The organism is Thermoproteota archaeon, assembly GCA_003352285.1.
In the GTDB taxonomy this organism is placed as follows: Archaea; Thermoproteota; Nitrososphaeria; order Nitrososphaerales; family Nitrosopumilaceae; genus PXYB01.
This window is the reverse complement of the sequence record QQVN01000003.1, coordinates 139,331-163,733: the sequence shown is the minus strand read 5'-3', so window position 1 is coordinate 163,733 and position 24,403 is coordinate 139,331. Positions and strand designations below refer to the sequence as shown.

31 protein-coding genes and 1 tRNA gene are annotated in these 24,403 nt (G+C 34.5%); 16 read left to right on the top strand and 16 right to left on the bottom strand.

Annotated elements, in window-relative coordinates; genetic code table 11:
• Window positions 1-3: 3 nt before the first annotated feature.
• The gene (locus DWQ18_02560) at window positions 4-951 is read right to left on the bottom strand and encodes a sodium:calcium antiporter (GenBank protein RDJ33819.1); all 948 of its coding nucleotides are present in this window, start codon (window positions 949-951) and stop codon (window positions 4-6) included.
• Window positions 952-1,096: 145 nt separating this feature from the next.
• On the opposite strand from DWQ18_02560, the gene DWQ18_02555 reads away from it, so the two are divergent.
• The 10 genes from DWQ18_02555 to DWQ18_02510 all read left to right on the top strand — a co-directional run bounded on the left by DWQ18_02555 (window position 1,097) and on the right by DWQ18_02510 (window position 10,295).
• A complete protein-coding gene (locus DWQ18_02555) occupies window positions 1,097-1,444 on the top strand; it encodes a hypothetical protein (GenBank protein RDJ33818.1) in 348 nt (115 codons plus the stop codon).
• A 48-nt stretch (window positions 1,445-1,492) separates the two neighbouring features.
• Window positions 1,493-2,242, top strand: a complete 750-nt coding sequence (locus DWQ18_02550; protein RDJ33817.1) for a hypothetical protein — start codon at window positions 1,493-1,495, stop codon at window positions 2,240-2,242.
• A 79-nt stretch (window positions 2,243-2,321) separates the two neighbouring features.
• Entirely contained in the window at window positions 2,322-3,050 is a 729-nt protein-coding gene (locus tag DWQ18_02545; GenBank protein ID RDJ33816.1) for a proteasome assembly chaperone family protein, read from the top strand.
• A gap of 52 nt (window positions 3,051-3,102) precedes the next feature.
• A complete protein-coding gene (locus tag DWQ18_02540; protein ID RDJ33815.1) occupies window positions 3,103-4,125 on the top strand; it encodes a phosphoribosylformylglycinamidine cyclo-ligase in 1,023 nt (340 codons plus the stop codon).
• A 77-nt stretch (window positions 4,126-4,202) separates the two neighbouring features.
• On the top strand, window positions 4,203-5,462 hold the full coding sequence (locus tag DWQ18_02535) for a cation:proton antiporter (GenBank protein RDJ33814.1): 1,260 nt from the start codon (window positions 4,203-4,205) through the stop codon (window positions 5,460-5,462).
• A 74-nt stretch (window positions 5,463-5,536) separates the two neighbouring features.
• Window positions 5,537-5,989, top strand: coding sequence for a hypothetical protein (locus DWQ18_02530; protein RDJ33813.1), 453 nt, complete (start codon window positions 5,537-5,539; stop codon window positions 5,987-5,989).
• 48 nt (window positions 5,990-6,037) lie between these two features.
• The gene (locus tag DWQ18_02525; GenBank protein ID RDJ33812.1) at window positions 6,038-7,621 is read left to right on the top strand and encodes a tRNA uridine(34) 5-carboxymethylaminomethyl modification radical SAM/GNAT enzyme Elp3; all 1,584 of its coding nucleotides are present in this window, start codon (window positions 6,038-6,040) and stop codon (window positions 7,619-7,621) included.
• Window positions 7,622-7,627: 6 nt separating this feature from the next.
• Entirely contained in the window at window positions 7,628-9,217 is a 1,590-nt protein-coding gene (gene lysS / locus DWQ18_02520; GenBank protein RDJ33811.1) for a lysine--tRNA ligase, read from the top strand.
• Window positions 9,218-9,219: 2 nt separating this feature from the next.
• Entirely contained in the window at window positions 9,220-9,420 is a 201-nt protein-coding gene (locus DWQ18_02515; GenBank protein ID RDJ33810.1) for a hypothetical protein, read from the top strand.
• A 29-nt stretch (window positions 9,421-9,449) separates the two neighbouring features.
• Window positions 9,450-10,295, top strand: a complete 846-nt coding sequence (locus DWQ18_02510; protein ID RDJ33809.1) for a DNA repair protein — start codon at window positions 9,450-9,452, stop codon at window positions 10,293-10,295.
• On the opposite strand, the gene DWQ18_02505 is transcribed toward DWQ18_02510, so the two are convergent.
• From DWQ18_02505 to DWQ18_02485, 5 genes are all read right to left on the bottom strand, one after another.
• On the bottom strand, window positions 10,296-10,736 hold the full coding sequence (locus DWQ18_02505) for a pyridoxamine 5'-phosphate oxidase family protein (protein ID RDJ33808.1): 441 nt from the start codon (window positions 10,734-10,736) through the stop codon (window positions 10,296-10,298). It abuts the gene before it with no gap.
• A 39-nt stretch (window positions 10,737-10,775) separates the two neighbouring features.
• Entirely contained in the window at window positions 10,776-11,327 is a 552-nt protein-coding gene (locus DWQ18_02500) for a hypothetical protein (GenBank protein RDJ33807.1), read from the bottom strand.
• A 398-nt stretch (window positions 11,328-11,725) separates the two neighbouring features.
• Window positions 11,726-12,034, bottom strand: coding sequence for a hypothetical protein (locus DWQ18_02495; GenBank protein ID RDJ33806.1), 309 nt, complete (start codon window positions 12,032-12,034; stop codon window positions 11,726-11,728).
• 211 nt (window positions 12,035-12,245) lie between these two features.
• A complete protein-coding gene (locus tag DWQ18_02490) occupies window positions 12,246-13,199 on the bottom strand; it encodes a DMT family transporter (GenBank protein RDJ33805.1) in 954 nt (317 codons plus the stop codon).
• A 158-nt stretch (window positions 13,200-13,357) separates the two neighbouring features.
• On the bottom strand, window positions 13,358-13,966 hold the full coding sequence (locus tag DWQ18_02485; protein ID RDJ33804.1) for a transcriptional regulator: 609 nt from the start codon (window positions 13,964-13,966) through the stop codon (window positions 13,358-13,360).
• Window positions 13,967-14,058: 92 nt separating this feature from the next.
• On the opposite strand from DWQ18_02485, the gene DWQ18_02480 reads away from it, so the two are divergent.
• Together DWQ18_02480 and DWQ18_02475 are read left to right on the top strand one after the other, a co-directional pair.
• Window positions 14,059-14,460, top strand: coding sequence for a response regulator (locus tag DWQ18_02480; protein RDJ33803.1), 402 nt, complete (start codon window positions 14,059-14,061; stop codon window positions 14,458-14,460).
• Window positions 14,457-14,960 (top strand): HEAT repeat domain-containing protein, encoded by a 504-nt coding sequence (locus DWQ18_02475; protein RDJ33802.1) that lies wholly within the window; start codon window positions 14,457-14,459, stop codon window positions 14,958-14,960. The genes DWQ18_02480 and DWQ18_02475 overlap by 4 nt, the downstream gene beginning before the upstream one ends.
• On the opposite strand, the gene DWQ18_02470 is transcribed toward DWQ18_02475, so the two are convergent.
• From DWQ18_02470 to DWQ18_02440, 7 genes are all read right to left on the bottom strand, one after another.
• Complete coding sequence (locus DWQ18_02470) at window positions 14,957-15,733, bottom strand: histidine kinase (protein RDJ33801.1); 777 nt, start codon at window positions 15,731-15,733, stop codon at window positions 14,957-14,959. The two genes, DWQ18_02475 and DWQ18_02470, sit on opposite strands and share 4 nt — an antisense overlap.
• 201 nt (window positions 15,734-15,934) lie before the next feature.
• Window positions 15,935-16,138, bottom strand: a complete 204-nt coding sequence (locus tag DWQ18_02465; GenBank protein RDJ33800.1) for a hypothetical protein — start codon at window positions 16,136-16,138, stop codon at window positions 15,935-15,937.
• A 35-nt stretch (window positions 16,139-16,173) separates the two neighbouring features.
• Window positions 16,174-17,124, bottom strand: a complete 951-nt coding sequence (locus DWQ18_02460; GenBank protein RDJ34319.1) for a 4Fe-4S cluster-binding domain-containing protein — start codon at window positions 17,122-17,124, stop codon at window positions 16,174-16,176.
• 21 nt (window positions 17,125-17,145) lie between these two features.
• Window positions 17,146-17,331, bottom strand: coding sequence for a DUF1059 domain-containing protein (locus DWQ18_02455; protein RDJ33799.1), 186 nt, complete (start codon window positions 17,329-17,331; stop codon window positions 17,146-17,148).
• A 293-nt stretch (window positions 17,332-17,624) separates the two neighbouring features.
• Window positions 17,625-18,392, bottom strand: coding sequence for a class I SAM-dependent methyltransferase (locus DWQ18_02450; protein ID RDJ34318.1), 768 nt, complete (start codon window positions 18,390-18,392; stop codon window positions 17,625-17,627).
• 153 nt (window positions 18,393-18,545) lie between these two features.
• Window positions 18,546-19,169, bottom strand: coding sequence for a hypothetical protein (locus DWQ18_02445; GenBank protein ID RDJ33798.1), 624 nt, complete (start codon window positions 19,167-19,169; stop codon window positions 18,546-18,548).
• 93 nt (window positions 19,170-19,262) lie between these two features.
• Window positions 19,263-19,697, bottom strand: a complete 435-nt coding sequence (locus DWQ18_02440) for a response regulator (protein ID RDJ33797.1) — start codon at window positions 19,695-19,697, stop codon at window positions 19,263-19,265.
• A 139-nt stretch (window positions 19,698-19,836) separates the two neighbouring features.
• On the opposite strand from DWQ18_02440, the gene DWQ18_02435 reads away from it, so the two are divergent.
• The gene (locus DWQ18_02435) at window positions 19,837-20,097 is read left to right on the top strand and encodes a hypothetical protein (GenBank protein ID RDJ33796.1); all 261 of its coding nucleotides are present in this window, start codon (window positions 19,837-19,839) and stop codon (window positions 20,095-20,097) included.
• A gap of 5 nt (window positions 20,098-20,102) precedes the next feature.
• On the opposite strand, the gene DWQ18_02430 is transcribed toward DWQ18_02435, so the two are convergent.
• Entirely contained in the window at window positions 20,103-20,489 is a 387-nt protein-coding gene (locus DWQ18_02430; protein ID RDJ33795.1) for a response regulator, read from the bottom strand.
• 548 nt (window positions 20,490-21,037) lie between these two features.
• Between DWQ18_02430 and DWQ18_02425 the strand changes: the two genes are divergently transcribed.
• The gene (locus tag DWQ18_02425; GenBank protein RDJ33794.1) at window positions 21,038-21,988 is read left to right on the top strand and encodes a nitroreductase; all 951 of its coding nucleotides are present in this window, start codon (window positions 21,038-21,040) and stop codon (window positions 21,986-21,988) included.
• A 43-nt stretch (window positions 21,989-22,031) separates the two neighbouring features.
• Window positions 22,032-22,835 (top strand): transcriptional regulator, encoded by an 804-nt coding sequence (locus DWQ18_02420; GenBank protein ID RDJ33793.1) that lies wholly within the window; start codon window positions 22,032-22,034, stop codon window positions 22,833-22,835.
• Here the strand turns inward: DWQ18_02420 and DWQ18_02415 are convergent.
• Both DWQ18_02415 and DWQ18_02410 read right to left on the bottom strand, forming a co-directional pair.
• Window positions 22,836-22,910 (bottom strand) — tRNA-Arg (locus DWQ18_02415).
• 50 nt (window positions 22,911-22,960) lie between these two features.
• The gene (locus DWQ18_02410) at window positions 22,961-23,665 is read right to left on the bottom strand and encodes an aquaporin (protein ID RDJ33792.1); all 705 of its coding nucleotides are present in this window, start codon (window positions 23,663-23,665) and stop codon (window positions 22,961-22,963) included.
• 97 nt (window positions 23,666-23,762) lie between these two features.
• Here DWQ18_02410 and DWQ18_02405 point away from each other — a divergent pair, with 97 nt between their 5' ends.
• Window positions 23,763-24,221, top strand: coding sequence for a thioredoxin-dependent thiol peroxidase (locus DWQ18_02405; protein ID RDJ33791.1), 459 nt, complete (start codon window positions 23,763-23,765; stop codon window positions 24,219-24,221).
• Window positions 24,222-24,403 lie beyond the last annotated feature (182 nt).

Below are 24,403 nucleotides of genomic sequence, written 5' to 3'. Positions count from 1 at the left end.
TTTTTATGGCATAAAGAATGCAAACGCCAAATATGCAACGTATCCCATAGTAAGTAAGATTCCCATAGTTCTGTTTATCACTCCAGATTTTATTGCGATTAGTAATGTCAAACTGAAACCAACCATTATTGCATAATCAAGCATCACTTGTGTTGAGACAGCCACGCTTGCAATTGTTGCAGCAACACCCATTATCATTAAAATATTGTAAATGTTACTTCCAATAATATTTCCAACACCGATATCTGTATGTCCTTTTTTTATTGCAATCACACTTGTTATTAGCTCAGGTAATGAAGTACCAATAGCAATTACAGTTAATCCAATTATTCTTTCAGATATTCCAAGAGATTCTGCCAATATCACTGCATTATCTACGGTCAGTATCGCCCCCACATAAAGAAGAGAAATCCCTAAACCAATTAGCCCAAATGATTTTAGGTAAACATTTTTTTTGTTAGTATTTTTCTCATCAGTGCCATTTTGATTTGTATCACGATGTTTTTGTGCATCTTTATATGTAAAAATTGAGAAAGCGATCATTGCTCCAAGAAAAATTATCCCATCATACTGGGATAATTCACCATCAATTGATAAGGCAATTAAAAGTAAAGAAATACCAAGCATTATTGGGATTTCCTTTCGAAGTGTGGTTTTGCTAACAGCCAATGGAATCAATATAGATGCAATTCCAATCACCATGCCAACATTAGCAATATTGCTTCCAACAATATTTCCTAAAATTATGTCCCCATGTTCTCCTGCTGCAGCGATACTTGCTGCAAGTTCTGGAGTTGAAGTGCCATATGCAACTACAGTCATTCCAATTACTAATTGACTTATTCCAATTTTCTTTGCTATTGTTACTCCCCCAGTAACTAACCAATTGCCCCCAAAACAAAGTAAGGCAAGACCCGCTATGACAAGTAATCCATTGACGATTAATTCCACAATTCACAGTCAGTTATTACTTGTTTAAATTTAGATGCGCTTGATTTTAGATTGGAGTAAGTCCAGAATAGTTTAAAAAAATCAGCTAGATGGGCCAACAAAGCTTCAGTTAAGATTAATATGGTAATATACCGTACTATACGGTATGATGAAAGCAAGATTAACTTACATACCTTTAGAGGTAGCCGATCAATTAGAGGATTTCATAATAAAGAGGGATGAACAAGTTTTGGATGCTGTAAAGGCACGTACAAGGGATTACAGTACTCTTTCACTCCTAAAACTACTCTATCAATTAAAGCGAAATCCAATGACATTCTCTGATCTATACGTAAAGTCAAAGATACGAATGAAGAGATCATTTCTCAATTACCTACACTTGTGTATTGACTATAGTTTTATCAGAAAAGAGTCAGTTGGGTCTAATGTAATCTACACTATTACAGACAAGGGCATAACTATGCTCAACTTATTCATGAAAGAAACAAGATAGAACATCACGAATGCTTTATGAACCCCTAAATTATGAATTCCAATAGTAATGAAGTTTGAGTCTGGACTAATCGCAGTAATGATTTTTCTTATCATGGCAGTAATTGCAATGATAATGATATCAGGAGATGAGCCAGGACAAATGATGTGTACTAAAGAGTACAACCCAGTTTGCGGAGCAGATTCCAAGACATACTCAAACAGTTGTATGCTAAATGCAGCGAATGTAGAGATGAGACATGAAGGAGTTTGTAAGAAAGATGTAGAGTCAAAATCAGAAAAGAAAGTAAAATTAGTAGAGACACCAGAAATTATGGAATCCGAAACACAGATTGAGCCAGAACCAGAGATGGTTGTAGAGCCAGAACCAGAGATGGTTGTAGAGCCAGAACCAGAGATGGTTGTAGAGCCAGAACCAGAGATGGTTGTAGAGCCAGAACCAGAGATGGTTGTAGAGCCAGAACCAGAGATGGAATTACCGTTATTAGTAGAAGTTGAACTAGGAATTGGATCAGGAGTTCCAGGATGTGAGGAAACAAATGAGTGTTACATTCCTTATGAAGTTACCATCGCCGTAGGCGGAGAGGTGTTATGGGTTAATGATGATGCAGGACATACTGTCACTGCAGGAGACATTGAAGGAGATAAAGATCTTGTAGGAGTAGATTATCCAAATGGATTTGACAGTGGTTTTTACACTGCAGGAAATACATACTCACACAAGTTTGATGTTGCAGGAGAATATCCATACTTTTGTCAAGTGCACCCATGGATGAAAGGAATAGTTATTGTAAAATAATGAAATACCTGAAAACTAACAATTTTGTTGCATAACATTAGGTTGAAGAGTAATTAATTAGAAAAATTTGAATTAAAAAATGACTCAAAATAAATTTCCAGAAGCTGAAGTATATGAAATTAAAAAAATAGAATTAAAGAATCCTATAATTTTTGCAGGCTTTGTAGGAGCAGGTCTTGTAGGAACATTATCAGTTGGGCACATTATTGAAAAACTAAAAATGAAAGAAATAGCATATATGAGATCAAAATATCTTCCACCATCTACAGTTTTTTTAAGAGGTAGGTTAAGACATCCATTTAGATTCTATACTAACGAAGAAGGAACTATTTGTGCAATAATTTGTGAGATTACACTTAGGATGGAAGGACTATACACCATAGTATCATCAATACTAGATTGGGCCAAAGAAAAAGGATCAAAGGAAATAATCATTCTAGACGGTGTTGCAAGTGATGAACATGACAATAAAGCATATTGTGCCGCAGAGGAGGATCTTTGTAGAGTTATGGCAGATAAAGAAATCAACATGATCCCACAGGGATTCATCACAGGAATCCCAGGCGGAATATTAAACGAGTGTCTTTTGAGAGATATTCAAGGAGTCACTCTATTGGTAAAAGCAAACAGGATTAAGGCAGATCCTATTGCAGCACTAACCTTATTGGAGGCAGTAAATAGAATGTACGAGACAGATATTGACACAAGTGATCTACGAAATGAAAAAGATCAGATTGGGCAAGACTTTGAAGAATTATCACTAAAATATGCTCAGAGTAGAGAAGAAACATCAGGCATGTACATGTAAAAAATCCAATGTTAAGCAAATTCTTTTATTAAAATCAAATCTGCATCTGAATATGGGCCTAAGTTATAAAAAATCAGGAGTCGACATTACAAAAATTAAACAAAGCCAAAAGGCCATAGGGAAAATAATATCATCCACACATAATGCCCAGAAAAAATCAAAGATAAAACACGGTTTTGGTCATTATGCGGGAGTAGTTGAAATTTCTGAAAAGATGCTACTTGCAACACACACAGACGGTGTAGGGACCAAAGTGTTACTTGCAAATATGATGAAAAAATATGACACAGTTGGAATCGACTGCGTAGCAATGAATGTTAATGATATTATATGTATTGGAGCTACTCCAGTATCTTTTGTAGATTATATTGCGGCAAACAAAAATGATAAACAGATATTTCAAAAAATTGTCACAGGGCTAGCAACAGGTGCAAAAAAAGCTTCTGTCCCCATCGTAGGAGGAGAGACTGCAATAATGCCAGATTTATTTTCAGATAAAAAATTTGCATTTGATCTTGCAGGAATGGTAACAGGAATTGTTCCAAAAAATAAGATGATACTTGGAGATAAGATAAAGGAAGGAGATACCATTATTGGAGCAAGTAGTTCAGGATTACACTCAAATGGTTATTCATTAGCACGAAAAGCATTACTAAAGAAATATTCCCTCAAAGACAACATTAAAGGAGTTGGAAATGTCGGAAAGGCACTTCTGGCGCCAACTGAAATCTATGTAAATCCAGTTTTAGAGATCATAGACAAATGCCAAGTTCATGGATTAGCGCACATCACAGGAGGTGCATTTACTAAACTACTAAGATTAAAACAGACAGGATATTCGTTGGATGAAATGCCAAAGACTCCTCCATTAATGAGACTCATTCAGGAACAAGGAGTAGATGAACTAGAGATGTACAAAACATTCAACATGGGAGTAGGATTTTGTGTTGTGGCACCTTCAAGAGAATCAAAAAAGATAATTCAGATTTTTAAAAAATACAAGATCAATGCGAAAGAGATTGGTAAGATAATTTCTAAGAAAGGAGTTTTTATCAATGAAAGAAAAATTGCATAATCAATTAGACAAAATTGGTATTATTTTCGACCAATAATTGCCTTATATTGGCGAACGTATGGGGGTAATGAGGGAAATTGGCAGCAGAAGCGGGCTTTATTCAAGTAATAATTGGTGTAGGAATACTTCTTTTTGCGGCAAAGTTAATGGCAGAATTATTTCTGAGATTAAAGCTTCCAATTGTTTTAGGAGAGCTTTTGGCAGGAATGATTATAGGCCCATTCGCACTTGGTTCATTTTTAATTGTTGATGGACAACCATTACTTTCAATCGGCAGTGAGATCAAAGTTCTTGGAGAGATAGGGGCAATTGTAATTTTGTTTATGGCAGGATTAGAGATGACGCCAAAGGAATTTCTTAAAGGAGGAAAGGCATCGTTTACTGTTGGAACACTTGGAGTTGTGATTCCGTTCTTTGCAGGATTAATGGCTTTTCAGGCATTTGGTTTTGATGCATTACAATCAATGTTAATTGCAACAGCATTAACTGCAACTAGTATTGCGATATCAATACAGGTTCTTAGTGAATTTGGAAAGATAAAGACAAAAGAAGCACGATTGATCATAGGAGCTGCAGTAGTAGACGATATCCTTGCAATTGCAGTTCTTTCAGTTGTATCATCATTGGCTACAGGTGAAGGAGGAGTAAATGATATTGATATAATGACAGTGACAATTACAATTTTACAGGTACTTGGATTCTTTGCTGCAATGCTAATTGCTGCCGTAGTTGTGATTCCAAGAATAGTTACACCAAAATTATGGAAAGCGAAGGGAAGCGTAGAAGGAATTGTAACTGCAGCATTCTTTGGAGCTGCTGCTTTAGCAGGTTCAATTGGCTTATCCCCTATTGTAGGTGCATTTGCAGTTGGAATGGCATTATCTACAACCAAAGTATTTGAAAAAGTTGAGAATTTTATAGGCAAGATTGGATTGATTTTTGCTCCATTATTCTTTGCCATAATAGGTGCTCAAGTAGACTTTAGGCAAGTCGATACTGAGATTTTAATGCTAAGTGGAATAGTAATAGGAATTGCAGTTGCCACAAAATACTTTGGTTGTGGTCTTCCGGCATGGTTATTCCTTAAAGACAAAGCTGCTGGAATGCGCGTAGGAATTGGAATGATTTCAAGAGGAGAAGTAGGATTGATTGTAGCAGGAGTCGGAGTGTCCTCAGGAATTTTAACAGGTAGCGTATACTCCACCATAGTCATAATGGTTGCTGTAACTACAATAATCACACCTATTTGGTTGAAGATGGAATACAAAAAAGAAATCAAGGTAGGAAGGGTTGATGATTCTAATGAAATTGAGGAATCAAAGAAAGGTAAAGAGTAATTCCATCACTTCATAGACCAAAATTACAAAATACAGAAAAGTCTTTAACGAGCTTAAAAAAACAATCTCATTAGATGGCAGAAGAATACATTGGAATTTGTGCTGCATGCACAAAAGGCGTAACTCGCGACAATATGAAATACGTCAATGGTAGACTTTTCCATCCAGAATGCTATCAGAAACATGGAAAAGATTTTTTGGCAGTGGATCAAGAGCTTGCAGCAAAAACTGCTAAATTGAAAATTGATTTAATACAACTAAAAAATCTCAAATCAAGAAGATCAAGTTCTAAAAAAGCATCATCGACTACAACAAAAAGAAAGTCTGCACGAAAGTCAACTAAGAAAACAAAGCGAAAGACAGCTAAGACTAGAAGAAGCAAGCCAAAATCTAGAACAAAGCGAAAGACAGCTAAGACTAGAAGAAGCAAGCCAAAATCTAGAACAAAGCGAAAGACAGCTAAGACTAGAAGAAGCAAGCCAAAATCTAGAACAAAGCGAAAGACAGCTGGAAAACGTCGAAGATAGTAACATTTCTTTTTAAAGAATTTATGACAGAGTATCGTCAAAACAACAATGTCTCAAACAGATGTTAATTTCACTAAAGCGTGTAATGAGATTTCACAAAACCTACTCACAGTAATAGAGCCTACCAAGCAAAAAGTCAAAAACGAAATAAAAAAAATTTGTGCAAAATATTCGTTAGAGAGAATTCCACGAAATCATGAAATTTTATCAATGGTTTCAGGAGACGATTTTGAAAAATTACAAAATGTGTTAATCAAAAAACCTGTAAAAACAGCTTCAGGGGTTGCAGTAATTGCGTTAATGCCAAAGCCATTTGCATGTCCACATGGCAGATGTACATATTGTCCAGGAGGAATTGAATTCAACACTCCCAATAGCTATACTGGAAAAGAACCATCCACAATTAATGCAATAGAGAGTAATTACGAAGTAAAAAATCAAATTACAAGTAAATTAAAAAAATTACTAACATACGGTCATGATGCATCTAAAATAGAATTAGTGATTGTTGGAGGAACATTTCTTTTCATGCCAAAAGATTACCAGACTAATTTCATAAAATCGTGCTATGACACACTTAATGGTTTTGTATCATCAAACTTGGAAGAATCAAAAGCAAATAATGAACATGCAGAATTTCGAAATGTTGGTTTTACGATTGAAACAAAACCAGATTATTGTAAAAAAGAACACATTGATGCAATGCTAGGGTATGGAGTTACTAGAATCGAGATAGGAGTTCAAAGCTTACAAGAAAGAGTCTACAACATCGTAAACAGAGGACATAACCTAGAGGATGTGATTGAATCATTTCAATTAGCAAAAGATGCAGGGTACAAAATAGTTGCACATATGATGCCTGGTCTTCCCACTGTAACACCACAGGAAGATATTGATGATTTCAAGAAGCTTTTTGATGATCCTAGATTCAAACCAGATATGTTAAAGATCTATCCATCATTAGTATTAGAAAATACGCCAATGTATGATGATTACAAGTCAGGAAGTTACAAACCATATTCAGATGAGCAAATGTTACATGTACTAAAGCAAGTTAAGAGAAACATCCCCAGATGGGCAAGAATTATGAGAGTTCAAAGAGAAATATCATCTCAAGATATTGTTGCAGGCCCTAAACTTGGAAATCTTCGCCAAATTGTTCTAGATAGTATGAAAAAAGAAGGGTTAAGGTGTAATTGCATTCGTTGTAGGGAGGCAGGTTTGGCAAATAAGGAATCAAAGATAGAAGATTTAAAATTGAATAGAGAAGATTATGATTCTTCAAATGGTAACGAAGTCTTTTTCTCATATGATGATCCAGATGATTTCATCTATGGGTTTTTGAGATTAAGAAATCCTAGCCAATATGCCCATAGAAAAGAAGTTGAAGAAAACACATGTATTGTAAGGGAGCTGCATGTTTTTGGAAAATCCCTCAAATTAGGCCATAGAGAGAAGGAGAGAATACAGCATTCAGGGTTAGGAAAGAACCTAATGAGTGAAGCTGAAAAAATTGCCAGAGAAGAATTTGATGCAAAAAAACTATTGGTAATCAGTGCAGTAGGGACCAGAGAGTACTATCAAAAGATAGGTTATTCGTTGCATGGTCCATATATGGCAAAAATTTTGTGATAATAGATGTCAGAACAAGAAATTATTGGTAAAGGTACTTGGATTGATAAGCTTGCACATGAACTAATTCAAAGAGAAGAAAGTCTAGGAAGAAGTACAAATTTGATTCGTGTAGAAAGCGGATTAGGAGCATCTGGAGTTCCACATATTGGAAGTTTGGGGGATGCCGTAAGAGCATACGGAGTAAAGTTAGCATTAGAAAATTTTGGATACAATTCAGAATTAATTGCATATTCAGATGATTTAGACGGTTTACGAAAAATTCCTGAGGGATTTCCAGATTCTTTATCAGAGCATTTAGCAAAACCAGTTTCTTTAATTCCGGATCCGTTTGGATGTCATGATTCCTATGGAATGCACATGAGCAGTCTTCTTTTAGAAGGATTAGATGCATTAGAGATCAAGTTCAAGTTTCAAAGAGCCAAAGACACATATCAACAAGGTCTTCTAAAAGATCAAATTCACACTATTTTGGAAAATAGTGAGAAGATAGGAAATAAGATTGCAGAATTAGTTGGGCAAGAAAAGTATCAAAAATATCTACCATATTTTCCTGTTTGTGCACAATGCAGTAAATTATACACTGCAGAATCATATGAATATATTCCAAATGAGAAAAAAGTAAGATATCGTTGTCATGATGTTGAAGTAGGTTCAAAGATTATCAAAGGATGCAGTCACGAAGGAGAGGCAGATATTACAAAAGATCTAGGAAAACTTGCCTGGAAAGTCGAATTTGCTGCACGATGGCAGGCATTTGATATTAGATTTGAAGCATATGGAAAAGACATCATGGATTCCGTTAAAGTAAATGATTGGGTTGCAGATGAAGTTCTAAAATATCCTCATCCACACCATGTAAAGTATGAAATGTTTCTGGACAAAGGAGGTAAGAAGATCTCAAAATCTTTGGGCAACGTTGTAACATCCCAAAAATGGCTAAAGTATGGAGATCCAAAATCAATTCTTCTATTATTATACAAACGAATTACAGGAGCTAGAGAGCTAGGATTTGAAGATATTCCAAATCTAATGGATGAATACAAAGAAATCGAAGATGTTTATTTTGGAAAAATAAAACTGGATAACGAAGCTAAAGTAACAAAACTGCGAGGGCTTTATGAGTATGTTAACCTACTTAATCCTCCAAAACAGCCAGCTCCATATGTCAGCTATAGATTACTGACTGAGTTATCAAAGATTTTCAAAGAAGATAGAGCCTCCAGAATAACAAAAAAATTAGTTGATTATGGAGTTATAAAAGAAGGAAACCCCAGAATAGAGGAACTTATTAGATTAGCAGGCAATTATGCTGATGAATTTGATGAGCATGAAAAGATCAAAATAGAAATTGATTCAGAGAAAGAATTAGCATTAAAAGAATTAGTGAAAATTCTCAGAGAAGAAAAAGAACCAGAAGATTTACAAAATTCAATTTATCAAATTGCAAAATCAAACAATGTGCCACCAAGAGATTTTTTTAAGATTCTCTATCAAATTTTGCTAAATACCACAAAAGGTCCAAAGATTGGTCCGTTCATTTCGGATATTGGAAGAAAAAAAGTTGCAGAAACCATTGAAAAACAAATTGGTTAACAATGGCCCATAGTGAACACAACAAGAATAGGAGAAGTGGGGGATTTTTCTTGATTATTTTAGGTGCATTAATTTTTGTAACCGCTCCAACATATCTTGGCGAATCACCAGAGTTAGGAATGCTTGCCATACTCTTTGGTTTTGTAGTAGGCGGGATAGGATTTTATTTTCAATTCATTAAGGGGAAAAGGACTATCAAATAACCCGTATATGAATAAAGTAAAGAGTGAAAATGTTGGATTGGTTTAAACGAAAAAAGACAGATATTGAAGAGGAGTCACCGTCACAAGAAGTTCCAGAACCAGTAAAAATCAAAAGTCAGGAGGAGATTCTAAAAGAGAGATACGAAAATGAATTAGAATCATTACAAAATGAGATCAAAACAAAAACAAACGAATTTGAATCAATTTCAAATAAACTTGCAAGCGTTAAAGAAGAGTACGATGTAGCAGTCGGAAATTTAATGAATGTAAAAAAGGAATTAAATCAAAAGAAAAAAGAAATAGAACAAGTAAAATTTGAACACGAACAGAATCTACAAAAAATAGGCTCTATAAAATCCCAAATTGAAAATGCATCCAATCAATATGAAGAAAAAAAGAAAAAACTCGCAGAATTAGAAGATGCAGACCAAGTTCTAGCTGAAGTAAGAAAAGACATTGATAAGAATAAAGAAACTTATGAAGAAATTAAGAGAAAAGTAACAGAATCTCAATCAGTCCTTGATCAAGTAAATGCAAAGCAGCAAGAAGCTGAGAATGAATTAAGCAATACAAATGCTAGACTTGCAAACGCTAGAGCAGAAATACAAAAGATCCAGAGTCAAAAAGATCTCAAAACAGGCGAGATTGGAATGGCAAAAAAAGAGATGGCGTTTATTCAAAACGAGCTATCAAGTACAGGTCATACTTCAAAAAATATTGTTGAAGCAGCCAGTGCAGTTGTTGCATCAATGAATCACAAGCTGCAAAGAACAGTAAATGAGCTGGAAATAGTCCAAAAATTATTAGAAAAAGAAAGAAAAGAGCATGAGGAGACAAAAAGACAATTAGAAGAATTAAAAAATTCAGGAAATTAACTATCTATCTAGAAAGATTTTTTTCCATTTCTGTTTAATCTCTTCTTCAGAAAATCCAAGATCATAGAGAGGAGAGGTTACTTCTTCAACGTCAGAAACTTTAATCTTTACAATTGCGTTAATTTTGCTTTTAATTCCTGATTTTTTATATTCACTAGTAATTTTTTCAAACTCATCTCCATATGTAATAATTTTTGCATCACCCTTGAATCGATATCCTTTACGAATTAAAGGATCTACAACATTGATTTCCAATTTAGGATTAATTTTCAAATTAGCAATTGTTTTTGGAGAACGAATTTCTGCAAAGATAAGATGTTTCTCATCCAATGCAACAATGGTTCCCTTTGGAGATAAATTTGGCATATTATCACTTGAAACAGTAGCAACATATCCCAGTTTTTGCTCTTTTAGAAAACTCTGTATTTCTTTTGTTATCATGGTAAGAATTTACAATTTCAATATTAAAGATAATAGTTTTTACTTTAATCTCTTAATTAGTTCTTTTTTAATAAAATTAAACTCTTCATCTGATATCATTCCTTTTTCCTTAAAGGTTGAAAGTCGAAGAATTTGTTCAACGACAGAATCATTTGATGACATATCAGTTGGAGAAGATACAGATTTTGCTTTGATAGATTCTGATTCGGTGGTGGATTTTATTCTAATTTTTTCTGCATCGTTTAATTCAGGATTGATTTCTTCAAGATAGATGTTTTGAGAGCAGCCAATCATCTGAGTATGTTGAATCAATTCCTCTCCGGCATATTCAATTGGAGTAGGCTTTTTTGATACAAAACCACAAACGTTGCAAACTACACGAAATTTTCCATTAATTACATTTGGAGGATTATCAGTTTTTTTAATATATTCGCTGTATCTTGTTTTGATGCATTGATGACTTTCACTGGAAAGATGTTCATCACAGAATTTGAAACCACAATATCTACACATCGTAGGTGGATTTAGAACTTGATTGCAAAACAGGCACACATTGGCCAAGGTTCTATTTGTTTGAGTCTGATTCAAGATATAGAAAAAAGAAAAATTTTCTTAAAAAGTAGTAGCTTTTCACAAAAAAAATACTAGGCGTTAACGCATTAATTCACCAAGGGTATCCATCATCAGGAAGAAGCCAATACCCCCACCCAGTATTCCAATCCAAATTGCGATATTTTTTACTGACGGCATGAAAATCCTAAATTATTTTTATTAATTAATGTAATTAGCCGTAAACGATACAGTACTCACAATCGCAATTATCTTGTTTTTTGTTTTTTGCGAGACAGTTTTTATGTTGACCAGCCTGGCATTGAACGCAAATTTGTTCAAGGTTTTCTACGTTGGAGTATTTTTTAGATTGATCAAATCCAAAGCCACCGTCTTGTGGACCTACCATGTATTTTGATATGTTTTGTAGTATTTCTAGTTCACTGATTTTCAGTGAGGGTATTTTTGATCAAAGTGAGCAATTCAGACCTATGGGATTCAATCATTCCTCTTATTTCAAATGAATCGATAAATCCTCCTGCAGAAGCCCTTGTTGCTTTGAGTAGGTAATGAAGTGTAGACTCTTCGATTTTTCCAACATAATAGCCATATAGAAAATCCACTTCGTTTTCACATTTCCAGACTTGTTTAGTTTTAAAAAAAGTCTCTTTTACCTCCAGAGGAATTTCCTTGATTCTTCGCTTGATGTATTCATCAATGGATTTTCTAATCGATGAATCTTGAAGCAATAAGATACTGTTGTAATACTCATAATTGACCTTGTCTATTTTTCATCATCATTAGATTTTTTTCTATCCCAAAGATGCATGTTGCCTCTTATCATAAAAGAACCTACAATTATAGCCACTAATCCTGCAACAAGAAAAACAAAGAATTTACCGATATCTCGAATAGAAGCCATGTAAGGACATATTCTTAGATAATATTCAAGTTTTCTAGTTATTCTGAACCCAATTTTTGACGTAATGCAAAAATTCCTATCATCACTATTCCAACAGATGTTATGTTTATGATAGTAATTGCTTCTGATAAATACACTGTAGAATAAATGACGCTAAAAATGGTAGATGTCGAATATAACAAAACTGTCCTCACTGCACCTATTAGACGTAATGCAATTACAAAGAACATCATAGTCACTCCTATTCCCAGAAATCCCACCATAGAAATTATCGAAAACTGTTCAACTGCAATATCAAATGGTATTTCAAAATAAAGCATCAATGCTAGTGTAAAGACAGCACCAGAGCAAGACATTATTTGAACTACTCTTCTGGTGTTAATCGAATCACTGATTTTTTTAGCTATGAATGTATCAAGACAGTAAAAAAAGCCAGATAATAGGATCAACATATCGCCATAAACAAATTCAGAAAGTTCCCAGTTTTGATGATACAAGTCACTTCCCAATGGAAGAAAAACAGTTCCAGAAACAATTAGCATGAAGGGTAATACTTCTCGCTTTCCTAGTTTTTCTTTGAAAAGTGTAATTCCAATTAGAATAGCAAAAACTGTTTCACCATTCACAAGAACAGATGCATTTAATGCGCTAGTATCTTGTAATCCTACTGTATAAGCAAGTGTCCCAGATGTTTCAAGTACTCCCAATAAAATTAAAAGAAAAATTGTGTATTTGCTTAGTTTGTTGATAGGACTTTTCTTTCCTGCAAGTGGCGTAAAGAACAATCCATTGATCACATAAATTACAAAAACTAGCATCAGTGGATTTGGAGTAATACCATCAGAGTTTCCTTCCATCAAAGGTTTGGGAATCACATTTGGTAGTGCAGAAAAAGCAGCAGCTAAAACAGCAAGAGTTATTCCAAGAGTAGTAGTTGATTTTAAATTAACTTTAGAGATTTTTTTGAAAAAAGATTTTTTTTCTATATTCACTAATAGTGACAGCTACACACCACCCATTCCCATAAATGGAAACACTTACTCACTAATAATATGATCCGTTTCCAAGATTGAAAACAAAAGATGTTATAATATTATCATTTGGAAACTGATGTAGGGATGTTCCACATCCAAATTTAAGAAGTAAAGTGTTATCCGTAAATTACTTGCAATACAGAGCTATCATTAAAGTCAGGTCTTGATAGTTGAACATCAACTGTAATTTTATTTTTCACAATGTTTATTCTAATATTATCAAAGAGTGATCTATATTTTGTGACTCTTCTTCCATCAGAAGTAATTGTGTAACCATCATCAACCAATAATCCATCTTTGATTAATTGATTTATTTTGCGATAGCCAGATGTTTGAGGGATTTTACAATCAACAAGAATATCAGAAATAATTTTTGCATCTTCAATAACTACATTAAGAATTGCAGATTTGTCGTCATCTCCAAAACTTTCCATAATAGTTTGACTAGTATGATTATCTGTTATACTAAACCAGTTGTTTGTTTTATTCTTTGATTTTGCACTGCAAAGACTCTGCATGAACTTTGATTCCAAACCATCAGCTCCTGCTCCAAAAAATTCTCGCAAGACTGCATCAATTTTGTGAAATTCTTCAATGGACTGTGTAAGAGATAAACCATATTTTTGAAATAGTCTTTCTTCTACTTTTTGAGTTGTTTTTTCACCTAGATTATTTCTAATAGTGTTATTCAGAGATTTAGCCAATAATCTATCCAATCCGCCCATGCATAGTATTACGGTATGATGTTTATAACATTTCCTAGAATGAAAAAGAATACTTATTTATTAAAAACCCATTACCAAAAGTGGTAATTATATTGGGATTTGATAAAGTTTCTTCAATAGTCATCGATGATGATGTAGATACCGTATCTGTATTTGCAGATTATCTAAAATTAAAGCAGATTAATGTCCTGGGCTGCGGATATAATGGAAAGGAAGCTGTCCAGTTATTTCAAAAACACAAACCAGATGTAGTATTCTTAGATCATAGAATGCCAGAATACGATGGATTGTATGCATTATACAACATTAGGCAAATTGATCCAGATGCAAAAATCATTATGATTACTGCAGACAATACAGTAGACCTTAATCCGAAAATTTTAGAATTACAACCATCAGCAATAATTCACAAACCATTCAACATAGACAAAATTCTGCAAACAGTAGAAAGAGTTCTAGATGAAAAAACCATATCAAAGGAGAATGGAAATTGACTCAGTTAGCACTGGATGATCATAGAATTCGAGAGTTTCCACTAGAGAAAAGAGTAGATGTGCTAGAACAGATTTTTAAAAATTCAGATGACGAATCATTACGATGGGATGCAGTATGGCTTGCTGGCGAAATCCCAGAAAAAGTTGGCCTTAAGGGTCCGCTCTTTGACAAAATAGCTGACATTTATGCATGGGTTTTAAAAAATGATGATAATGCAGTAGTTCGTCATGAAGTGTGCTATCAAATTGCAGGAAGAAATATGCGAAAAAAAATTCCCGATCTAGTTCAAGCTGGACTGTATGATAAAAGTGCACTTGTCAGACACGAAGCAATTGAATGTCTTGGAATCATTAGAGCGTTTGATCAGATGGATGCAATGAAAAAAGCATTAGAAGATCCTAGTCCCTATGTTGTAGAGACTGCAAGAATGGTGCTAAAAAGAATGGAAAGATATCAGGGAAAAGAATTCGTTGCAGAAGATGAATACGTATCCTACTAGATTACTTTTTGATGTTTGTAAAGTGCATAAATCATCATCAAATTAGACACATACCAGACAACCGTAACAGGATGTGCGTTGAAATATTCTCCAAAAATTTCAAGAACATAATACCATACATCGGCAATTGCATTTAACAGGATTCCTACTACCAGTAATAACCAGGCAACTCCAAGTAAACCCTGTTTGAAAATAGTTGCACCAACTACAGCAAATGATAAAATCAGTGATGCACCAATTATGAATATTATTCCATAGTAAAAGTCAAAATTTGCCTCTTCCAATTCCTGAAAAGAGATTACACCATATGAAATGACGAAAACAATTGGAATTATTCCAAGAATGAGCAGTTGTTTTGATGAGAATTTATGAACGAAAAACTTGACATTAAGAATCAAGTGAATCAAAGCTAGAGGATACAACATGAAAAAGAAGATATCCGCAACAGAGGGATATGCTTCAACTTCTAAAATAATGTCCAAAGTATAGTAGATGACCTCAGCTATTGCGTATGAGGCATAACCTAATCCTAAAGCAAGATAAGAACGCCCAAAAACCTGAGTGCTCCAATATCTTTTAGAGACAGTAAGTGAAGCTGCAGAAACAGCTGCTGCCAGTGCTACAGATAATACAAATATCAGATTAGAGGAATTTTCTTCGCCTAATGTATTGATTACAAAATAAATTCCAATACCAAATGCAAAAATTAGTAAAAGTATCTTATAGCTAATGGGGCTCTTTAGTTTTTCAGGAACTACATCTGGATCATTCATTACGAAAAAAAAAGAATGAATCTAGATAAGGATTAGCGTTATTATCTTGAACGATAATATGTCAAAATTAGCTTAGTAATCTTGATGAATTGTCACAATAAGAAAGATGGATGTTATCATAATCTTGCTGCACATTTTGAGGGCAATGGTAGGTGTCTTGTCAAGGGTTGTGATTGTAAAAAATTTACTAATGAAAAGGATTCAATTTTGTGACAAATACCACAAAATTATTGATAACCCAATCAGACCATACCATTTGATATTCCTCTTATCAAGAAAAATTTTCGGAGATCCAAGTTCGCCATCAATAGTAGTACTTTTTCTAATCCGACCCATTTCAAATGCCTGCCCGATAATCCCAACAGTAAACAGTACTAATGCGCCAATTCCCAATGACCATTCCATGACATAATTACAGATGCTACTCTAATAAGACTTGGTCATCCCTTCATGCCATATCCAACTAAGACAGAATAGCAACCCAAACCACATTCCTCACATCGTGGTTTCATTGATTTCTTTTCTGCACTTCCTATACAGCAAGGAAGTTTTTCTCTACCCATATGATCTACCGAAATTATAGCCCACGTTGGACAATCAACAGGAGTGGTTCCTTTCCCACCCCAACTGGATTTCATTAATTCAAGCTGACTAGTTGGGTTTATGATGTAATCTTTGAATGTGCTTTCTTTCATATCAATAATTTCATTAATGGCTTTGGTTCGTTCATCACCAAATGGCACCCAGAGTGGATCTCCAGGCATAAATGGAGTATGAAATTGGAATCCTATTTTATTTGAATAGTCTTTCCAGTCGTTAATCACAGTTTTAATTGTATGAAGGTTCTTTGAATTAATTGTCATTGTAATCCAAATGTCTTTCCAGGCTTTGTTGCCATTAGTATTAACATAATCTAAAACATTTTTTCGTGTTTTTCCCCAAGCATTCTCTCCTCTGATTTCATCATGTGTTTTTTGGTCACCGTCAATAGAAATCCAATAAAAGTAAATGTCCTTTAGAAAAGGAATTGGGTACGTTCCGTTTGTTACAACACAAGCTCGTTTTGGAAATTCTTTGACAAATAATTTTACTACATCTTGTCTCATCATCGGCTCTCCCCCAACAAGCGTAACTATGAACACATGATTTTTTTTGAATTTTTTATCAATGACTTTTTTCCATTGATCTAAGGTAAGATCTTCGTTTTCTTTTCTATTAAGCCACCAGTAACAATGCTCACAGTGAAGATTACAAACATTGATGATATCTGCAGAACCATATAGTGGACTTTTTTTATTAAATAATTTGTATCCCAGATACTTTGAGAATATATGAAAATACAATGGGCTTTCCCGAAGTATCTGCTGGAAACCCCTACCCATTATCTCCATGGGCATAATATGGACACGCTCTTACTTAAAGTGAAATGCATAAATTCTTTTTCTTAATATTATTTGCATCAAGGCTTCCTTAGAATATTCTATACCATGTTCATTATTTGAATGGGTTCCAAACTCTTCTACTATTACCTGAGAGTTTTGGCCTTCAACTGTATAATCACATTCGAATCCATAATCACGGCAGCTTAATCTTACCATGGAAAAATTACTATTTTTTTGCACTTAAGCCTGTGATTGTCGTAAATGAATTAACACTAGGAGTTTGTTGAAAACCCCTGCGTGTGACCCTTGTCTTGTTCTACAGCCTCTTTTAGTTGATTTTTTAGGTGGATAATTCTGTCATCCTTACATTTTTGGGAGCAAAAAATCCCAACGCCACTCTCAAACTCTTTTTGACAATGTTTACAGAATTTTTTTGTCATTTGCATACAATTTTAATTATTTAGGAAATAAGGAATTCCTTCCAAATTTGGTAATGACAGTAATAGTAACTAGATTTTTTTGCAGGAAAGTAAAAGATAGTCAATGATATTTTTTTCTGATGTTTCTCGCATCTTCTTAATTGATCTCCAAAGGATTTTTTCCACAGAGGGAGAATAGTTTTTCAGGATCTTTTTTTGGATTGATTCCCTATTTTTTGAATAATAGTCTGCCAATGGAGGATATACATTTGAGCCGATGAGTTTCTCTTCAAGAATTTCAAAATTGTTTTTGGATACTGTAGACAGGATATGGTTTTTGCTATAATGTTCAGAAGACCAAGTCATCGATAAGATTCCAAGTTTTAAAAGCGGTTGTGAAAAATCTTTTCCAAGTATTGGGATTGCAAAGGATAAGATTCCATCACTCTTTAGAATTCTTTTGCATTCTGAGATAAAAAAATCCAGGGGTTTGAAATGTTGGGCAGATTCAAAAGCTAATATTCTATCCATGGAGTCATCTGCAAATGGCAATGAAGTAGCAGTGGAATTTATGAATCGTACATCAAATCGAGAATTCAGTGATAGTTTGTTTTTTGCAGATACTAGTTGAGAATTATTAATATTCACACTGGTGATACTAAGATGAGGGTATTTTTCTGCCCAAAAAAATGCTGGAGCTGACAAGCCACTTCCAACATCCAAGATATTTTCAGCTGATTTTAGGTGTGAGAATTCTGCAAATTTAGTACAAAGTTTTTCTTGTGCATCTATTGGAGAAACAGTAGATTCGTCCCAAAATCCAAAATTTAGCATATCTCCACCTGTGGATAATTGCATGACTTCGGATAGTGAATCGTAAAGTTTTACAACATCATTTTCATTTCGTCGAAATGACCATAAAAAGACATCAAGAGGATTGATTTTTTTCAAGATTACTAGTCAAAGAGGTACCCCCATAGATAAAGAATGTAAAAAGAAAAAGAAGAAGAACTATTCAGTTCTTGGAAGTTTACCGTATCTATCAAATGATTGTTGTATTTTATCATCTGCAAGACCATTTTCTATGTTCAAGTTTTTAGTCATTTCAATTAATTGAACGCGTTTAGTTGACGCAATATCATTGAACGCCTGTCGTGCTTCGGCATAACTGCCTCCATTGTCAAGTATTCTATTCATTGCATCGTTTGCTGCTTGAACTTTAGATGACTGATACTCAAACATTCCCCAGTATACGGAATGAACTTTTTCAGGCATTTTTGATACAAAATTTGTAAATGCTGCTTTTGGAGTATAGTCTTCATAGTCTTTATTCATACGATCTAACTGTTGTGATAGTTTTTGCTTTGCTACTTCTCGTTGTTCTTCGATGAACTTTTGTTGTTCATTAAGCTGGATTTGCTTTTGTTTTAGTTCAGCAATTCGTTGTTTAGCAATCTCAATTCTTTCGAGAATTTGTTTTGCCATGGGATTTTTTGAAATATCATCACCAGACAGGTTTGATGATTTAAAATCAGTTGCAGCAAACGCTAATTGTTCTGAACCCAAGCCCGGAATTGCAAATAGGACAAAAATTGCAAATACAGTAGGCAAAGCAATTGTAGTTGTTACTTTCATTATTCGTGATTTTTGATTATTTTATTTAGCCATTAGACAGAATACTGTAGAAAGCTTAAAGAGCAAGAAATTTTTGTTTGGCTAGCGAATTTTTTACTTGATTGTGCTGTTTAATGATGTGATGTATTCTTTCATTTGATCATTACGTGCTTTTTCACGTAGTGCTTTAATGATTTTAAAGGCAATTTCGTTTCTATCAAAAGGTTTGACGATATAATCACAGGCTCCGTATTTCATTGCATCCTGAGTATCTATTTTTGCCGTTGATGAAGAGATAACTATCACATACGATGAAGGATTTAGTTCTTGCATTTTCTTTAAAACATCTAATCCATCAATATCAGGCATTCGCAAATCCAATATTACTAGATCAGGCTTGAATTGGATGAATTTCTCAATTCCAATTATTCCGTTTGGAGCATCTTCAACATACGGTGTAATGTCATTACGATCTATGATTTGTCTTAACAGATACCGCATAGCATTGCTATCATCAATTATCAGTATTCTAAAGAAATGTTTTTTCAATAATAAATTTCTTGTAATTTATCATATAGAATGATGTTTGTGTTAATGTCACAAACAATTTGTGTCAAAACAGATTAGATAGATGGATTTGATTAATTAACTTAAATAATCATATTGAATGCGAATGTAAAAATTCTACATGAGTGAGCCTGAAAAAGAACCAACTGTAAGGGAGCAAATTCTAGATAAAATGTCTGCCTTGATAACGGCAGCGTTTGGACTAGTCGCGGCACTTGCATGGAATGATGCAATAAAGGCAATCTTCAAAGAGATCTTTGGGACCTCAGACACATTAATTCCCATGATTATCTATGCTACCATTGTGACGATAATTGCAGTGATTTTGACAATTATTGTTGCTAGAGCAGTCAGTAAAGCTAAATCGTTAAGATTGGGATAAAATTCCTAATGACCTATTTTATTTTCAATTACTTGTAAAAGAGATTCATTTGAGAATGGTTTTTTCAAGCAGATGATTTCTCCTTGATTAATTGCATCACGTAATCTTACATCATCAGGAAATGAGGTCATAAAGATGACTTTTGCATTTGGGTTTGCCTTTTTTATTTCTAAATAAGAGTCATAACCGTTTAGCCCAGGCATTCTAAAATCAGTCAAAACAAGATCAGGTCCATATTCTCTAAAAAGAAGTGGGGCCCTTTTTCCATCAACTTCAGTAACTGTCCTATATCCTGCTGAGGATATCACTTCATTTACACCGTCTAACAAATCTATATCATCATCAACTATCATTACTATTTTTGACACAAATAAAATAGTGAAAAAATGCATAAAAACTGGTGTTTTTCATAATGAAAAAACACGACATGTAGCAAATCGGTTAGTGGAGTAGATAGTTAGTTTTTTCAATCTCTAGAAGTTTATCTCTGCTTAACACATCTAAGATATGAGCATGGAATTGAATCTCACTATAAGAGTTGCATTTTTGACAAAATAACTTGGTAGGTTCTTTACATACAACACATTTGTGACTAGGGTTTTTGCTGGCAGTTTGCTCCGTGCCACATTTTTTGCAAGATTCAATTCTCATGCATATAGATAGGTTACAACATACATTACTCCTAGTAAGCTAATCAGCTTACCAGTCGTAAATTCGTCTTACCATAATCTAAGTGGCAGTATGCCTATCTACTATCATGGAAACACAACAAGTTTCAACTTGGAAAAAAATGGTGCACGCTCCATTCAAAAAAGTTGTTGCCTTTGATCTTCTCTGTATGGGAATAGGCATAGTAATGGGAATGGGAATAGGTGCATACTTGGTTGCAGGAGCATAACTGCAACTCTAACTTTTTTTATGGATTATACTGAATCATATCATGGCAGAATTTACTAAAGTAGAAGAACCATACACTTCAAAAGATGGTGTAAGACTTGTTTGGCAGGGAATAGATGAGGATGATTCGGATGTAGTTATTTTAGGAAAAGATGAGCTTGATTCATTATTAGAAATTTTATCTAAAGAAAAAACAGGAAAGGTAGAGCTAGAAGATGAATTTAGTTCAATTTTAGTGAATTCAGATGTTTCACAATTCAGATTAAAAGATGAAAGATACTTGGAAGCTGATACAAAACTACTCAGAGAGAAGCTCTTGGAATATATGAAAATTCCACATGAAGTACAAAGTATTGATGTAAAATCAAACGAGTTCTATCCTACATCTGAAAAATCATCTGAATCAAAAAAGGTAGAATCAAAAAAACAATCTCTGCTTAGCGCGATATTGGGGTCACAAGAGAAAAAAATTTCAGAGTCAGAGTATTTCAGAATTATTTCAACAAGACGCTCTACTAGAAAATTTGACAAGTCACATCTGGTAGAAGATTGGAAAGTAGACAAAATACTTGCCGCAGCAGATACTGCCCCAAGTGCAGGAAATTTTCAGGGATTTGAAGTATTTTATATAAAAAATAAAAAAATCAAGCAAGCTCTAGTTGAAGCAGCAAACAGACAACCATATGTCGATGCACCGATTGTACTGGTCTTTTGTATGAATCCATCCAGAGTTAAAATGGACTTTCCTCCAGAGACATTATCAAAGTTTTCGTTACAAGATGCTACATTAGCTGCTGCATATGCACAGCTAGCAGCATCTGCATTAGAATTAAGCTCAATTTGGATTGGGATGTTGGATGAAGAAAAAGTCAAAAAGATACTTGGAACAGATTTACAGCCTTCTTCCATTTTATGTATAGGATATCCTGACAAACGTCGTCCACCAAAATCAAGAAGAAAATTAAGAGATCTAATACATGTTTTAGAGTCTTAATCTTTGGACATTGTTTTTATGATGCAAGTGATTCGAGACTAGTATGGTAGATCTCTTCGAAGAAGCAGCAAACAATTTTTTGCAGCTTGCTAGTCCCCAAAGACTTGAAATTCTCTTCAAACTATTACAAAAGAAGACTACTCCTACTGCTTTAGCAAAGGAGATAGGTGCCACAAAACAAGAAGTCCATAGAAATTTTATTCGATTAGAAGATCATGGATTAATTGAAAAGGGAAAGGACGGAAAGTTTTCCCTAACAATGTTTGGTCAGACAATGTGTACACAGGTTCCATCGTTGGTCTTTTTTTCTCAAAACAGAAAATATTTTGAAGACCATACGTTTAGTAATTTACCATCAAAGTTTATCATGAGAACAGGGCAGCTTGCTTCTGGTAATCATATCAAAGGTTTTGCAAATACACTTGAGATATGGAAGTCAATTTACAAAAACGCAAATGAATACATCTATGAGGTGTTATCAGAAGTTCCACTTGATCTAATAGAGCCTCTAGTAAAACGTGTGAAAAAAGGAGTAAAGTTTTCATATATTTTTTCAGAGTCAGCAGTGGTTCCAAAAGGGCGAAAAGAGTTACTAAAGAAATTAGGTTTTCATAAACTAATTGAAAAAGGATTGGTAGAAAGAAAGATGGAAAAGAATGTCAGTACCGTTTTAGTATTAAATGAAAAAGAAGCTTGTGTGATGTTTCCCACAATAAATGGCGAATCAGATCTATCGGAGATGTTTTACTCAAATGATCCTATGTTTCATGAATGGTGTCTTGATTACTTTAGATATTGCTGGTATGGTTCTGATACCTTTGAAGAAAGTAAATTAAAAGAGAAATAGCGGGCTCGGCCGGATTCGAACCGGCGACCTAACGCTCCGCAAGCGTTCGCACTATCCATGCTATGCAACGAGTCCAAACAATTTTGTTATGAGTGGTTTAATGTGGTTTACGATTTAGAAATTAACTAAGATTCTTGCTCTGCTTTTTTGACAAAGATATAGTTCATTATCAGGCCAGCAATAATTCCACCTACGATTGGAGCTGCCCAATATAACCATTGGAACTCCCATGCGCCAGAAATCAATGCAGGACCAAATGTTCGTGCTGGGTTCATTGATGCTCCAGTTAATGGTACGCCTACGATGTGTAACAAAAACACCATTCCACCAATTGAGAATCCATGCCATCCGGGGGATGCTTTTTTGTGTACTGCAGTCATAAAGATTACAGTTACCAAGAAGAAAGTGAAGATTGCTTCAAGTGCAAATGCGGAATTTATACTTCCATTAATCAGGTCGCTTGGTCCACCTTGTGTTCCAAAGTTAACAACTGCACCTAATTCAGGAAGAATTGCCTTTAGCGTAGCTGCTGCAGCTACTGCACCAATTATTTGAAGAACGATGTATCCAATACCGTCTGCAATGCCAATTTTTTTAGTAATTATCATCGGAATTGTAACTGCAGGATTAATGTGAGCACCAGATACATGTCCAAATGCATAAACCATTAATGCGATTGCTCCACCGTGTCCAAGTGAAATGAAAAAGACAGTTTCAGTTGAAAGTTCTTGTCCAAAGGCAGCTACTGCTAAAATTACAGATAACGGACCAAAGAAGACTAGACCGTACGTTGCTACGCCTTCTGCTAGCCATGCCCGTGGATTAACCATCAGTCATCAGCCACTTGAATATCCATATAAAAGATTCGCAATGATTTGCTCAAGCAAAGTAAAAAGCCATTAATTGAGGACAAGTAATCTTGGAATTATGATCTCAGAAGGAGACACAGTACCAAGTTTTGAATTACTGAATGAAGAAGGTAAGAAAGTAAAGTCAAGTGATTTTAAAGGTAAAAAACATGTCATCTATTTTTATCCAAAGGATTTCACTCCGGGTTGCACAACAGAAGCTGATGAGTTTTCTAAAGAACATAGTAAATTCAAAAAAGAAGGAATAGAAATTATTGGCGTTAGTCCCGATGATACAGATTCTCACAAGAAATTCTGTGAAAAGATGAAGATAACATACACCTTACTTGCAGATACTGAAAAAGAACTTTCAAAGAAATTTGGGGTTTGGGGGAAAAAGCAATTCATGGGAAGAGAATACATGGGCGTTAATCGCAGTACGTTTCTAGTTGATGAAAAGGGAAAGATCTTCAAAGTTTTTCCCAAAGTAAAACCAGCAGGTCACGCAAAAGAAGTTTTAGAGTGTTTTAAAAATTAAAAAGAAAGTAAAGAGGATTTTAGAATCCTTTTGGCAATGTGCCTCTTGATTTACCAGGACTGCTGCTTGATTGGCCTTCGGCTCTTCTCTTAGCTGCTAGTTCTGCTGCTGCACGTTGTAGTTCTTCGGCTTCTTTTCGCTCTCGCTCCATTCTTGCCAAATATTCTGCTTCATAATCAGCT

Bases quoted from the DNA above. Each gene is read 5' to 3' on its own strand.
- DWQ18_02430 (RDJ33795.1), bottom strand. From the start codon at position 20,489: ATGCATTTTTTCACTATTTTATTTGTGTCAAAAATAGTAATGATAGTT.
- DWQ18_02425 (RDJ33794.1), top strand. From the start codon at position 21,038: ATGGCAGAATTTACTAAAGTAGAAGAACCATACACTTCAAAAGATGGT.
- lysS (RDJ33811.1), top strand. From the start codon at position 7,628: ATGTCAGAACAAGAAATTATTGGTAAAGGTACTTGGATTGATAAGCTT.
- DWQ18_02465 (RDJ33800.1), bottom strand. From the start codon at position 16,138: ATGGAATGGTCATTGGGAATTGGCGCATTAGTACTGTTTACTGTTGGG.
- DWQ18_02485 (RDJ33804.1), bottom strand. From the start codon at position 13,966: ATGGGCGGATTGGATAGATTATTGGCTAAATCTCTGAATAACACTATT.
- DWQ18_02450 (RDJ34318.1), bottom strand. From the start codon at position 18,392: ATGCAATTATCCACAGGTGGAGATATGCTAAATTTTGGATTTTGGGAC.
- DWQ18_02435 (RDJ33796.1), top strand. From the start codon at position 19,837: ATGAGTGAGCCTGAAAAAGAACCAACTGTAAGGGAGCAAATTCTAGAT.
- DWQ18_02420 (RDJ33793.1), top strand. From the start codon at position 22,032: ATGGTAGATCTCTTCGAAGAAGCAGCAAACAATTTTTTGCAGCTTGCT.
- DWQ18_02505 (RDJ33808.1), bottom strand. From the start codon at position 10,736: ATGATAACAAAAGAAATACAGAGTTTTCTAAAAGAGCAAAAACTGGGA.
- DWQ18_02410 (RDJ33792.1), bottom strand. From the start codon at position 23,665: ATGGTTAATCCACGGGCATGGCTAGCAGAAGGCGTAGCAACGTACGGT.
- DWQ18_02470 (RDJ33801.1), bottom strand. From the start codon at position 15,733: ATGAATGATCCAGATGTAGTTCCTGAAAAACTAAAGAGCCCCATTAGC.
- DWQ18_02540 (RDJ33815.1), top strand. From the start codon at position 3,103: ATGGGCCTAAGTTATAAAAAATCAGGAGTCGACATTACAAAAATTAAA.
- DWQ18_02555 (RDJ33818.1), top strand. From the start codon at position 1,097: ATGATGAAAGCAAGATTAACTTACATACCTTTAGAGGTAGCCGATCAA.
- DWQ18_02530 (RDJ33813.1), top strand. From the start codon at position 5,537: ATGGCAGAAGAATACATTGGAATTTGTGCTGCATGCACAAAAGGCGTA.
- DWQ18_02550 (RDJ33817.1), top strand. From the start codon at position 1,493: ATGAAGTTTGAGTCTGGACTAATCGCAGTAATGATTTTTCTTATCATG.
- DWQ18_02510 (RDJ33809.1), top strand. From the start codon at position 9,450: ATGTTGGATTGGTTTAAACGAAAAAAGACAGATATTGAAGAGGAGTCA.
- DWQ18_02455 (RDJ33799.1), bottom strand. From the start codon at position 17,331: ATGGTAAGATTAAGCTGCCGTGATTATGGATTCGAATGTGATTATACA.
- DWQ18_02445 (RDJ33798.1), bottom strand. From the start codon at position 19,169: ATGAAAGTAACAACTACAATTGCTTTGCCTACTGTATTTGCAATTTTT.
- DWQ18_02405 (RDJ33791.1), top strand. From the start codon at position 23,763: ATGATCTCAGAAGGAGACACAGTACCAAGTTTTGAATTACTGAATGAA.
- DWQ18_02545 (RDJ33816.1), top strand. From the start codon at position 2,322: ATGACTCAAAATAAATTTCCAGAAGCTGAAGTATATGAAATTAAAAAA.
- DWQ18_02515 (RDJ33810.1), top strand. From the start codon at position 9,220: ATGGCCCATAGTGAACACAACAAGAATAGGAGAAGTGGGGGATTTTTC.
- DWQ18_02525 (RDJ33812.1), top strand. From the start codon at position 6,038: ATGTCTCAAACAGATGTTAATTTCACTAAAGCGTGTAATGAGATTTCA.
- DWQ18_02460 (RDJ34319.1), bottom strand. From the start codon at position 17,124: ATGGAGATAATGGGTAGGGGTTTCCAGCAGATACTTCGGGAAAGCCCA.